General features: G+C 38.8%; 14 protein-coding genes. 2 read left to right on the plus strand and 12 right to left on the minus strand.

Annotation, left to right across the window (positions count from 1 at the left end; translation table 11 throughout):
- Window positions 1-87 precede the first annotated feature (87 nt).
- The 9 genes from SPK86_RS11575 to SPK86_RS11615 form a co-directional block, all read right to left on the minus strand.
- Entirely contained in the window at window positions 88-753 is a 666-nt protein-coding gene (locus SPK86_RS11575) for a TerC family protein (RefSeq protein ID WP_284141237.1), read from the minus strand.
- Between the two features lie 117 nt (window positions 754-870).
- A complete protein-coding gene (locus tag SPK86_RS11580; RefSeq protein ID WP_330949410.1) occupies window positions 871-1,809 on the minus strand; it encodes a DMT family transporter in 939 nt (312 codons plus the stop codon).
- Window positions 1,810-1,917: 108 nt separating this feature from the next.
- The gene (locus SPK86_RS11585) at window positions 1,918-3,804 is read right to left on the minus strand and encodes an ABC-F family ATP-binding cassette domain-containing protein (protein WP_330949411.1); all 1,887 of its coding nucleotides are present in this window, start codon (window positions 3,802-3,804) and stop codon (window positions 1,918-1,920) included.
- Between the two features lie 44 nt (window positions 3,805-3,848).
- The gene (locus SPK86_RS11590; RefSeq protein ID WP_284141217.1) at window positions 3,849-4,025 is read right to left on the minus strand and encodes a hypothetical protein; all 177 of its coding nucleotides are present in this window, start codon (window positions 4,023-4,025) and stop codon (window positions 3,849-3,851) included.
- Window positions 4,026-4,215: 190 nt separating this feature from the next.
- On the minus strand, window positions 4,216-5,310 hold the full coding sequence (locus SPK86_RS11595) for a sensor histidine kinase (protein ID WP_330949412.1): 1,095 nt from the start codon (window positions 5,308-5,310) through the stop codon (window positions 4,216-4,218).
- Window positions 5,297-5,980 carry a response regulator transcription factor gene (locus SPK86_RS11600; protein WP_330949413.1) on the minus strand — a complete coding sequence of 228 codons (684 nt, stop codon included), beginning with the start codon at window positions 5,978-5,980 and terminating at the stop codon, window positions 5,297-5,299. The genes SPK86_RS11595 and SPK86_RS11600 overlap by 14 nt, the downstream gene beginning before the upstream one ends.
- 78 nt (window positions 5,981-6,058) lie before the next feature.
- Window positions 6,059-6,652, minus strand: coding sequence for a peroxiredoxin family protein (locus tag SPK86_RS11605; RefSeq protein WP_330949414.1), 594 nt, complete (start codon window positions 6,650-6,652; stop codon window positions 6,059-6,061).
- Between the two features lie 17 nt (window positions 6,653-6,669).
- Window positions 6,670-7,413 carry a cytochrome c biogenesis CcdA family protein gene (locus SPK86_RS11610; RefSeq protein ID WP_330949415.1) on the minus strand — a complete coding sequence of 248 codons (744 nt, stop codon included), beginning with the start codon at window positions 7,411-7,413 and terminating at the stop codon, window positions 6,670-6,672.
- A complete protein-coding gene (locus tag SPK86_RS11615; protein WP_284141212.1) occupies window positions 7,414-8,061 on the minus strand; it encodes a hypothetical protein in 648 nt (215 codons plus the stop codon).
- Window positions 8,062-8,332: 271 nt separating this feature from the next.
- Here SPK86_RS11615 and SPK86_RS11620 point away from each other — a divergent pair, with 271 nt between their 5' ends.
- Together SPK86_RS11620 and SPK86_RS11625 are read left to right on the plus strand one after the other, a co-directional pair.
- Window positions 8,333-9,313: a DmpA family aminopeptidase gene (locus tag SPK86_RS11620; protein ID WP_330949416.1), complete on the plus strand. Its 981-nt coding sequence runs from the start codon at window positions 8,333-8,335 to the stop codon at window positions 9,311-9,313.
- 21 nt (window positions 9,314-9,334) lie between these two features.
- A complete protein-coding gene (locus SPK86_RS11625) occupies window positions 9,335-10,024 on the plus strand; it encodes a copper homeostasis protein CutC (protein WP_284141210.1) in 690 nt (229 codons plus the stop codon).
- Window positions 10,025-10,222: 198 nt separating this feature from the next.
- Here SPK86_RS11625 and SPK86_RS11630 read toward each other — a convergent pair whose 3' ends face one another.
- From SPK86_RS11630 to nagE, 3 genes are all read right to left on the minus strand, one after another.
- Window positions 10,223-10,453: an excisionase family DNA-binding protein gene (locus tag SPK86_RS11630; RefSeq protein ID WP_284141209.1), complete on the minus strand. Its 231-nt coding sequence runs from the start codon at window positions 10,451-10,453 to the stop codon at window positions 10,223-10,225.
- Window positions 10,454-10,850: 397 nt separating this feature from the next.
- The gene (locus SPK86_RS11635) at window positions 10,851-11,261 is read right to left on the minus strand and encodes a hypothetical protein (RefSeq protein WP_330949417.1); all 411 of its coding nucleotides are present in this window, start codon (window positions 11,259-11,261) and stop codon (window positions 10,851-10,853) included.
- A 166-nt stretch (window positions 11,262-11,427) separates the two neighbouring features.
- Complete coding sequence (nagE, locus tag SPK86_RS11640) at window positions 11,428-12,882, minus strand: N-acetylglucosamine-specific PTS transporter subunit IIBC (protein WP_284141207.1); 1,455 nt, start codon at window positions 12,880-12,882, stop codon at window positions 11,428-11,430.
- Window positions 12,883-12,968: the final 86 nt, after the last annotated feature.

Here is a 12,968-nt window from a genome sequence, read left to right on the forward strand (position 1 = left end):
CAAGTTGAATTCTCACACAGGCAGAGCCTGTGGTTTTAAAACCAGTAATAAAAAAACTGCATCGAAATGATGCAGTTTTACTTTGTATTATGCTTTTTTATTTCGTAAATATCCTAAACCTAACACTGCTACTGTTAATCCAACGATGATTCCATATATTTCAATCGCATTATCTAAATGAAGCATAGTAATCACATTTGCATCACCAGTAATCATCTCTGCAGCTGTCCACGCAAGAATTCCTGAACCAATGTATGCAATCCACGTATATTTTTCCATTACACGAACGATGAGCTTTGATCCAAATATCATAATCGGAATACTAATGGCCACACCGATAACAATCATACCAACATGTCCACTCGCAGCACCAGCAATTGCAACCACATTATCAAGACTCATGACCGCATCAGCCATAATGATCGTCATTACTGCTTTAAACAAATTATTTGATGCTTCAATATTATTCGCTTCACTTTGATCATCGACAAGCACATGATAAGCAATCCATAGTAATAGTATGCCACCAATCAAATGCACATACGGGATCCTTAAAAGGAAGACAATTAAAATAGCAAAGATAACACGCAACACGACCGCACCGGCAGTCCCCATAAAAATTGCTTTATTTTGATGTTCCTTCGGTAGCCTTCTTGTTGCCATCGCAATAACAATTGCATTATCACCAGATAAGATAATATCGATTGCAATAATTTTTAGTAGCGCAATAATCGATTCGGATGTAAATTCAATCCCAAGCAAAATGGTTGCCACCTTTCCTTATGAAACATAATAATTATACTACTATCTATTATGTTGTAAAGTACAACCTATTCATATTATCGTTGTTTTACGCTTTAGTCCGGTATGTTATGCGTTTTTAGCTGGTATCCTCTGTTTACCATGATAATTTATCGCTACAATTCCTACAGCGACAAGGGCTAGTCCGCCAATTATAAATCCATTTAGCTTCTCGTCTTGAATAAACATTGCAGATAAAAGCGCGCCCGAAACTGGAGTAATGAATTTATACATCGTAATTTCTCCAGCCTTATTATATTTTAGTAATGAATACCAAAGCGCAAAAGCAATTGCCGATAAGAGCGCGGAATATATTAACAATCCCCAGCCGAGGGGAGTAAACGCAATCGCATTTTCTTGTATTTGTGGCACTCCAACCAACAACATTAGTACCGAACCGATTGTTAATTGATAACCTGTTAACGCAAATGGATGTATTCCAACCGCCATCTCTTTCGCCATAATGGTACCTATCGCTCCTGTTAAAGCAGATAGAATCATATAGCCTTCCCCTGTTAAATGGAAGGTGAAATTAATTTCTTGTCCCCAGTTTGCTACAATAATCCCTGCAAATCCTGCGATTAATCCGATCGCTTTGGCTTTATTCAACCGGTCATCGCGATAAAAGAAATGTGCGATAATAACGGTAAAGAATGTACCACTTGATACGAGAATCGCCCCTTGCATTCCGGATGTGTTCGCCAATCCATTGTAAAAAAAGAAATATTGTAATGCCGTCTGGATAATACCGAATACGACTAAAAACCGAAACTGCCTTTTCGTTACTGCCAATGCCTTTCGGTTCATGAGCAATAATCCGACTAATAAAATAAGACCTGCCATTAAAAACCGCATGCCTGCAAAAACAATTTTTGCAATGACATCATTCGTCGCCATTTGCATCTCTGTATAACTTACCTTCAAAACCGGAAACGCGCTTCCCCATAAAATCGCACAAAAGATTGCAATTGGGATAACTATCCATTTTCGTGTTAAAAACTCCTGCATCAATCGTCAACTCCTCTAATTCAAAACAACCGCTCACATTACTTATTAACTCTACGTCATCCACGAAAACGAAACAGGCTATTCCACTGTTCCGGAATAACCTGCTTTCTACTTGTTTCCTTCTAATTCCTCCACAAGCAATGAAAGTTCTTCCCATCGAGTTAATTTTGCTTCTAGCTCTTGTTCGGTTTCTTGTTGTTCCTTAAACAATGATTGTACTGTTTCGGAATCACTCCCAGCAGCGATAATTCCTTCTTGAAGCTCGGTTACCTTATCTTCTAACTCAGCAATTACATCTTCAATTTGCTCCCACTCGATCTTCTCATGATAGGAGAGCTTTTTCTTTTTAGGCTTAAGACGTTCCGTTGAAGAGGAAGCTTGTTTCTTTTCCATTTTGGTTTCATCTAACAGCCTCTGTTCTAAATACGCACTATAATTACCATAAAAAACGTCAATCGTTCCATTACCCGTAAAAGCAAATAAGCGATCAACGATACGATCAAGAAAATAGCGATCATGAGAAACCGTAATGACAACGCCAGGAAATTGATTTAAATAATCCTCAAGCACTCCGAGCGTTTGCGTATCTAGGTCATTTGTCGGTTCATCCAAAAAGAGTACGTTCGGCTCTGTCATCAATATTTTCAATAAATATAACCGGCGCTTTTCACCACCAGACAACCGTCGGATGTAAGTCCATTGCTCCGAGCGTGAGAAAAGAAACCGCTCCAGCATTTGTTCCGCGGTAACCACTTGCCCATCCTTTGTATAGATGACCTCTGCAACCTGCTTGATATAATCTATGATGCGTAAATCACCATCAAGTTCTTGCTCTCCTTGCGTATAATAGCCGATTTTTACAGTTTCACCTATCTCCACTTCTCCACTATCAGGGCTTAAACGGGCTGCCATTATATTAAGTAACGTTGTTTTACCAGACCCATTTGGACCAATAATGCCGATTCGATCACCAGGTACAACGAGCTGGCTAAAATCAGTAATACAGCGTTTCATTGCAAAGGATTTATTAATTTGTTTTAGCTCGAGTACTTTTTTTCCTAAGCGAGTCGAACCGATTTCAAGCTCGATTTCGGACTTTCTCGTATCAAACGTTTTATCCTGCATTTCGGTTACTCGTTCAATGCGAGCCTTTTGCTTTGTCGTCCGCGCCTTTGCTCCACGCTTGAGCCAAGCTAATTCTCGTCGTAGCGTATTGGCATGCTTTTGTTCATTTGCTAGCTCCAACGCTTCCCGTTCTGCTTTTTTCTCTAAAAACACTTCATAATTGCCCTCATAACTATATAAATTACCCTTATCAAGCTCAAAAATACGATTTGTCACACGATTTAAGAAATAGCGATCATGCGTTACGATTAATAAGGCTCCATTATAAGCTGATAAATACTTCTCCAGCCACTCTACCGTTTCATTATCTAAATGGTTAGTCGGCTCGTCTAAAATAAGCAAATCAGCAGGTTGAATTAATGCCCGCGCGATCGCTACTCGTTTTTGCTGTCCGCCTGAAAGTGCTGCTATTTTTTGATCAAAGTTTAAAATTCCTAGCTTTGTTAAAACCGTTTTAGCTACGGTATTTGCTTCCCATGCTTCCTGTTCATCCATTCGTTGCTGCTGCTTAAGCAGGTCTTGTTGTGCATCCTCGCTCTCTGGAAAGCGTGATAACTGCTGCAACGCACTTTCATAAGCACGCATCGTTTTCATAATGGTGGAATCTCCGTAATAAATTTGCTCTAATACGGTAAGCGTTGCATCCAAGCTTGGCTCCTGTGCTAAATACGTAATCTGATAATCATTTGCATGATGAACCGTTCCGGATTCAGGCGAATCGAGCCCTGCAATCACCTTTAAAAAGGTCGACTTTCCCGTTCCATTAACACCAATTAAGCCGATTCGATCCTGTTCCTTAATAACACAAGAAATCTGGTCGAACAAGGTTTTTTCACCGTACGTTTTTTGCAGGTTCTCAATTGTAAGCATATGTTTCCCTTCTTCTATTAAAAATAGTTACATTACGAAATACATTAATCCTTGCGCCTGTCTCTTACTACTTTTTTTCCTAACAGTACGATTAAAAATAGTAACCAGGATGTCACAACATAAAATATTAACTTACTCATTTCATCCATTTTATCAAAAAAGATAGCCATCCCTGTCCATATAATACCGATTCCTATAATTTGATATATGTAAAATTTCACGTTAAAATCCTCCCCCATTGCCAACTATCCGTACTCTAGTGTATCTTAGAACAGCGCTTTTTTCCATTAATTCATCGCAAATGAATCAATCTCTTAATCCCTCACAAGAAAAATCCGAACTATGATTCAACATTCGTTTGAATCAGCTCGGATTTTCAACAATTCAAAATGACTTCTTTCGTTGGGGAAATTAACTTTCTTCGTCTTGTGGAATTCGAAACCAAAATCGATTTTGGTTTCCTTCTGTCCTTACACCTATCGTACCACCATGCATTACAACGATTTCCTTGGCAATAGCTAACCCAAGACCGCTGCCAGCACGGTGGTCTCGTTTTGCTTGTTCTGATCGGAAGAATCGATCAAAAATACGCTCCTGATCCTCTATAGCAATAGGCACTCCAGGTCCGGAAACTTCAACATAGTAGCTATGCTTGCTAGCCTCACCCGTTATTTGAATTGGACCTTCTCCATCATAATAATGGATCGCATTTTCAAGTAAATTATTTAATATTTGCTGGATTCCTTCTATATGTACAAGCATGTCTTTATCTTGAACATGGATTTCAATTGGAATATTCCGTTGCTGTAGCGTATATTGAAACATTGCACAGCATCGCTCGATTTCCGCTTTCATGCTCACCCATTTTTTCTCAACAAAAAGAGTTGTACTTTTGTAATCCCATTCCTTCAGCAGTTCTAATTGCTCTACCATTGAGGTTAGTCGCTTTGATTCTTCATATAGGGATTTAAATAGCCTTTCATCTCCCTGAATGACCCCTTGCTCCAATGCTTGTAAATATCCATTTAAGTTCGCTAATGGCGTACGTAATTCATGGGAAAGATCGGTTACAAGCTTTTTTCGTTGCGCCTCATTTGTTTGCAGCTGGGAAAATAAATCATTCACATGCTGGACAAGCTGCCCAACCTCATCATCTCCTGTTTTTTCTACAGGTGCTGGATATTCTCCTTGCCGCATTCGCTTTGTAGAATCGATAAGCTGCCGAATTGGTTCTATGAGCTTGTTAATCATATAAAAATGCAGCACGCCTCCTATAACGATAAAGAGAACGCTAAATATTAATACATATTGAAGTAGTGTCGCATTAAATTGACGTTGTCTTTGTACATCAAGGTTACCGATTCCTTGCGCAAGAAAGCATGCCGTATCATACACTGCCCACCCACTTATACCGATTGCAGCTGTAATAACCAATAAATTTACCGCTGACAGCCGCCACACAAATCCTTTTGGAATAATGGAATGCCTCCGTTTATTTACTGGCAAATTTATACCCCATTCCTCGAACCGTTTGAATGCGCTCAGGCATCGACGGATTGTTTTCTATTTTTCGGCGCAGCTTTTTAATATGGGCATCAATGGTACGGTCAGATACATCCTGCTCCGCATATGGATATATCTCATCCATGAGCTGTTCTCGAGACAGAACAACATTTGGATGCTGCATAAAATAATACAACAATCGGAATTCATGCTTTGTTAAATGAATCGATGCATCATGCAACAGCACCTCTCCTTTGCGTGGTTTAATACAAAGGCCGTCATGGACAATTTTTTGGCAAAACTGCCCTGTTCTACGCAATACTGCTTCCACATGTGCCACAAGCTCATTCGGATCGAATGGCTTTGTAATATAATCATCCGCTCCCATTCGTAATCCTTCGATGCGATCATCAATACGAGCCATTGCAGATAATAGAATGACGGATACATCTTTATTTTCCTGCTCCTGCAACCATTCTAAAAACTGCTCTCCAGTTATGTTTGGAAGCATACGGTCTAAAATAATTAAGCAAGGATGATAGGTTAAAAAAGCTGTTTTTGCTTCTTCCCCATCACTTGCTTCAATTACTTCATAGTCTTGTCTTTCTAAGTAGATACGGACAAGATCACGTATCATCTTGTCATCCTCTACTACTAAGATCGTCTGTTTCATAAGAAGACCCCCATCTAGGCAAACTATCTTAAGCTTCGACTAGCTTGCTCACTCCTTATTTTATACGATAGAGGCACTTTATTTCATCTTTTCGAATTCCTGCACCATGAGCTCATAATTTAATGCACCAAAAGCCTTATTGTGAATAATCCCTTTTGAATCTATTAAAAACGATGTTGGAATAGGCTGTATTTGATACGTGGTTGAAACAGAAAGATCTTCATCCATTAAAATACGGAAGGTAAGACCAAAATCCTTTGTAAAATCAGGTACATCCTGCCTGCTACTTTCGGTATCTGTCAGGTTTACGGCTAGGATGACAACATCTTTATTTTCATGAAACTTTTGCATATCTGGCATCTCCGCCCGACAAGGAGGACACCAAGTCGCCCAAAAGTTGAGCATCACACGCTTGCCTCGAAAATCAGATAACTTTACTGTTTCACCATCAAGTGTTTTTAATTCAAAGTCAGGGGCAATATCTCCTTTTTCCAAACCTACTTTAGGTTTCTCCGTCTCTTGGTCTTTTGTCACAGCTTGATCAGCAGATGGCTTTTCCTCCTGTTCAGTGGTTTCATTTTCGGAAGCAGACTTTCGATTGTCCATCGTAAAATCATACACTGCCCAAGCAAACATCCCTACAATAACAACAATTAAAATCGTTTTTTTCATCTATAACCCTCCATTCATCAACCTAAGTTCATTAGCCATGTATCCTGCACAAGGCGTAACAAGAAATTAGAAATCCGTGTCATTTGTCCGGTAAATAAAAGCACTCCCATTGCAATCATAATTGCTCCGCCAACCTTCATGATTTTTTGACTGTGACGAACAATCCATCGTGTTGATCCAAGAAAAAATGAAAGAACAAGAAACGGCACAGCAAAGCCAAGTACATAGCTTAGTGTATAAATGGTTCCTTGCGTAGGATTTGTAGCCGCAACAACAAGAATGGATGCAAAGATTGGACCAATACAAGGAGTCCATCCAGCAGCAAAGCCCATTCCTACAAATGTGGTTCCAATATAGCCTGCTGGTTTTTTGCGAACGCTCCACCGCTTTTCTTTCATAAATGGTTTAATCGTAATCCAGCCTGCTACAAACAATCCCATTACAATGATAAAAATCCCTGCAATTCGCTGAATGAAAATACCTGTTGTGCCGGCTAGTAAGCCTTGAATCCATTGTCCAAGAAAAGATATTCCGATACCTAAGCCGATAAAAACCGATGAAACACCGATTAAGAAGAAAACCGAGTGAAGCATTAATTTACTTCGAATCTTTATCGCTTTATTGTGTTCTAATTCTTTCACACTTATCCCAGTAATATACGAAAGATACGCTGGAAACAAAGGCAATGTACATGGAGAAAGAAAAGATAAAACCCCTGCCCCAAATGCTAGCCAAATCGTTATGTCTGCCGCAGCACCCATCTATATCAACCTCCTCTTAAATTCTCTTATCAATACACTTAAAAACAAAATTGCGCTTACCGCATAGAAAATCGGATGTAACATATATCCAAAAACACTCGTATAAGGCTCGAAGAACAAGAGAAGTAGCTTTCCTATACTCCATAGAAACATGACGAAAAAAGAAGCTGTCATCCATCTTGTTTTCCCTTGCAGCAACAAATACAGCAATACTAAGAAAACAAGTAACACGATGTAACTAAAGGCGATATCATCGCCAAGTGAAACCATTTGAATAAACTCATACGTTAACGAACCGAACAAAAAAATGGGAATAAATGAAGTAACTAAAAGATACCCATCTAATTGCTTCCGCTTTACTTTATAAGCAACCTGTACGCATATCGCTAAAATGGCAAAATAAAAAGCCTTGGAATCACTTGGATACGCTAATATAACAAGTGGATCCTTTATAAACAAAGCGATATTCAATACGATCTTCCCTACCCAAATAAAAATAACAAAATTAATAAGAAGAGAAAGTATTGTTTCGGCTTGTTTTTTCTTTTCTTTTTTTGCTGATAGACTTGTTACATAATAAAAGATAAAACCCGCTAATAAACTTGCGATAATAATCCCAATCACACTTAACTTCCACATTGCTGCCATTCGACATCCTCCATTACCTACTCATCTGTATTTCAGCATAGCGAAGCAATGTGAAAATTTGATGAAAGGCGGTCCATTTTTTTCTACTTACAGAAAAACAAAAGGGTAAACGTTCATCTCGTCCTGCCTAAACTCTATAACAAGGTAGCTTTTTCCTAATCACGATATTGAGTCAATGGCTCAAAAACCTCATGAAAGAAGCATGTCCCCACTTCAACCTTTTGTTATAATAAAGGTATTAGATCCTGATACCTTCTATAGGGGGGATGCAATGAAGCTGCCAAAAGGAACGTATAACGCCATTACAGATGTGCATGGTGTCAACGTAGGACATGTTACATTATATGAACAAATTGATGAAGCGAATACTATTTGCACCGGAGTAACCGCTATTCTTCCTCATGGAGGAAACATCTTTCAGGAAAAGCTCCCTGCTGGCTGTCATGTTATCAATGGCTTCGGAAAAACTACCGGGCTTATTCAAATGGAAGAGCTAGGGCTTTTAGAATCTCCAATCATGCTAACGAATACATTTTCTGTTGGAGCCGTTTTACAAGGGACGCTTGATTACATGCTGGAAGCGGATAAAACGATAGGAGATACAACAAGCACGATCAATATAGTTGTTGGTGAGTGCAATGATAGTTACTTAAATTCAATTCGACTGCAGGCCGTTCAACGTGAGCATGCCTTCGAAGCAATTAAGCGCGCAGCTAGTGGTCCTGTAGAGCAAGGTGCAGTCGGTGCTGGCAAAGGAATGGTTTGCTTCGGTTATAAAGGAGGCATTGGTTCTTCTTCGCGCATAGTCGATCAATATACAGTCGGTTGTCTTGTATTAAGTAATTTTGGTAATCGGGAGGACGCACGATTTGCAGATTGGGAAACAAATGACATAGAAACACCTGATGGATCAATTATGATTATCGTTGCAATGGATGCACCCTTATATGATCGTCAGCTCAAACGGCTTGCGAAACGTGCAACAGCGGGGTTAGGAAGAACAGGAAGCACGATTGCGAATGGAAGTGGTGATATTGCAATTGCATTTTCCACCGCTAATCGCCATGCACATACAGCGAAAACGCCTCTTACATCGTACTCGTTTATCCGGGATGACCATCCGATAATGAATAAGCTTTTTCAAGCTGTTATTGAAGCAACAGAAGAAGCGATTAAAAATTCATTACATTATGCAGAAACAACATATGGGCGAAAAGGAAGAGTTATTTCCAAAGCACCAATAATCGATTAACATAGAATGGAGCGTTGCAGAATGAAATTAGAAATCATTACCCTTCATGAGGAAGATACATTACAAGCACAGCAGCTAGGAGCAGATCGCGTCGAACTCGTTAGTGCCATGCAAGAAGGCGGACTCACACCAAGCTACGGCACGATTAAGAACGTATTGCAAGCCGTTACGATTCCCGTACAAATCATGGTTCGTCCCCATAGCTTTGGATTTGTGTATGATGAAAAGGACTGGAAAACAATCAAAGAGGACATCTCTATCATTCGCGAGCTTGGAGGAAATCGAATTGTATTTGGAGCAATTACTTCTGAAGGGGAAATTGACGAACCGTTACTCGATAAAGTAATCTCCTTTGCACCTGATTTTGATATAACCTTTCACCGTGCCTTTGATGCAGTGGAATCACAAACTAAAGCCTACCAAACATTAACGAAATACAAGGAAAACATTAAACGTATTCTTACTTCTGGAGGAAAACCAAAAGCTGAGGAAGCAATTGAAGAGTTAAAACATCTTATCGCGCTTTCCAAGGAGCTTGATGGACCATCCATTTTAGTAGGAAGCGGAATAAGCACAAATAATATTGAATTGATTCACAACCAACTTGGAGCATCGGAATACCATGTTGGTTCGGCTGCCAGAATCAATCATGACTTTAATAACCCTTTAAGTAAGGAAAATGTAGACAAAATTACCCGCGCACTGAACTAGAAGTTCCGTGCACGGGTTTTATGATCTCTGGACTTTTGCTTTTTCAAATTTTAATCCTAAAGATTTCCTAATATAGATGATCCAACTTCACAAACGATTGCACGAAGCCAATTTCATATCGGATTAAAAAAAGTTCATTGTGAGGGTTAGTCTTCTCTTAGGTCAGCCGCTATGGAAAAAGCAGTAAGCTGTATCTTCTTAATCCTCATCCTTCACATCAATATCTTCAGGAATTGGCTCCCGTAAATAGGCTTCGATCATTTCACGGTATTTTTCTACCTGCTCAAAATGGGTTTTAAATTGCGCTTGATTAATTAAATATTGCTTCCCATCATGTACTGCTCGAATACGTCCTTGAAGAACGAGTTTTTCGATTTTTGCTTCATCTATCGATAAATACTCTGCCGTCTCTTTTATTGTTAAATACATTCGAATCACCTCACATATGCTTCCTGTTATTTTACCACGAAGCAAGCACAAGCGCCCGTTTAGAAAAAGCGGAAGAAGAAAACTATACAAATGCTTTCTATTCCACGTCTTGTTCATGTCAGCTGTCTAATATTTCTAAGTGAATAACAAACTAATTAAAAGCCACCTCATTTCAACTAATGAGATGGCTACTGTTTCTATTTGATTCATGTTCTCGATAATATTATTGCGACTGAATAATTTGGTCATTAACAAATTGCTTTAAGAAAAATAATTCATTATCATTCGGATCCCTGTTATTTTCTTCCTTAAAGGACACTATCGCATTCTCTAATGAAGTGGAATTAACAGCTTGACTTGCTCTCGTCAACTCTTCCCAATAGCAACAATTTAAGTTTTAATCAATATACTTTGTCAATTCACCTAATTCCTTTTTGGAAATAAACCGATGCTCGTAAGATAAAACACTGTATTTAGAGTCTTTTTCGCCAGGTATTCGAATTGTCGTACGAATCAACTTGAAAGGAGGATTATGTGGGCCTTCAAATCCAATCACTCTTAATGAAACATCATACGAATCGTTTTCTATATCCCTTGATATTTTTTCAATTCGCTCGTATGTAAATAATTGTCTATCATCATGTGCATCCATCACTTCAAGAATTGTACTACCAAGAAATCTTAAAAAAGCTAACTCCATTATAGAAGGATATTGATTTTGTGGGATTATTTCTGTTTTGGCTTTAGACTCCACGCTATTTGCGAACAAGAATATAGGGATAAGTAGGGACAATAAAGTTTTTTTCATTTTAAAATCTCCTTGTATTCAGTTAAATTAGTTTTTCACGAGAATAAAAGCTTTTATTCATAAAAATCCTAATTAGACTAAAGGAGACTTTAATTGAATATGACAAAAAGCTTGGGGATATCCCCAAGCTTTTTAGTCAATTGTATTTACTTCTATCTTTGAATGATTATTTTTTACCACGTAGCTTGCCAATTTCATCGGCTACGAATTGAACATTTGTACCAACTATGACTTGGATACTATGTTTTCCAACTACATTAATTCCAGGTACATTTGTTGCTTTAATTTTTCCTTCATCCACTTTATCCATATCTTTTACTTCGACTCTTAATCGCGTAGTACAATTATCTACTGAAGTAACGTTTTCTGCACCGCCTAAACCTTCGTAGATTTTAGCAGCCATTAGAGCGAATCTATCTTGCTTATCTCCACTCTCATCTCCTGTTACTTCTTCCACAATTTCTTCATCCTCACGACCAGGAGTCTTTAAATTGAATTTTGTAATTAAGAAACGGAATAAGAAATAGTAAATTACCGCAAAGACAAGTCCTTGTACAATAAGCATATACGGTTCATTAGCTAATGGAAGTTTTGAGCTTAGGAAAAAGTCGACAAACCCGGCACTAAAACCAAATCCTGCTGTCCAGTTAAACATTGCCGCAATGGCTAATGATAGTCCTGTTAAAACCGCATGAACAAAGTAAAGTGCAGGAGCAAGGAACATAAATGCGAATTCAATCGGCTCTGTAACACCAGTAAAGAAAGCTGCAAAACCTGCTGCAAGCATTAAAGAAGCAGTTTGTTTTTTACGTTTTGTTTTTGCAGTGTGGTACATTGCCAAAGCTGCTGCTGGTAAACCAAACATCATGATTGGGAAAAATCCTGCTTGATACATTCCAGTAACACCTTTTACGCCTTCACCTGACCAAAACTTACCGATATCATCGATTCCGGCAACATCAAACCAGAACACCGAGTTTAAAGCATGGTGTAGTCCAGTTGGAATTAAAAGGCGGTTAAAGAAGCCGTATAAACCAGCACCTGCAGCGCCTAGCTTACTAATCGATTCTGCAAAGTTTACTAATCCAGTATAAATAACCGGCCAAACAAAGAATAATACCGCTGCTGCTAAGATCATAGCAAAGGATGTCATGATCGGAACTAATCGCTTTCCACTAAAGAAGGCAAGTGCATCCGGTAACTGCACATGACTAAAGCGATTATACATATTCGCTGCAACAATACCTGAGATAATCCCGATAAAAGCGTTACTAATTTTTCCAAATGCTGCGTTGACACTCTCTGGATCTATCCCTTGTAATAGAGCTACTGTATTCGTAGAGAGTAGAGTTGTTACAACTAGAAAAGCAACTAATCCACTTAGTGCAGCGGAACCGTCCTTTTCCTTCGCCATTCCTAACGAAATACCTACCGCAAATAAGATTGGGATATTATCAATAATTGCTGATCCTGCTTTAATTAAGAAAGCAGCAACTGCACTTCCTTCCCCCCAGCCTGAAGGGTCGATCCAATATCCAATACCCATTAAAATCGCTGCTGCCGGTAATACTGCAACTGGTAGCATTAATGAACGACCGAGTCGTTGAAAATATTTCATCATTTTGTTTTCCTCCCTTTCATCATTTAAATGCTTACTTACATTTTCCTGCCATTCTATTACACTTCACTTCTAATCAAAGCAGATGA

The organism is Virgibacillus sp. MG-45, assembly GCF_036409425.1.
Classification (GTDB): Bacteria; Bacillota; Bacilli; order Bacillales; family Amphibacillaceae; genus LDC-1.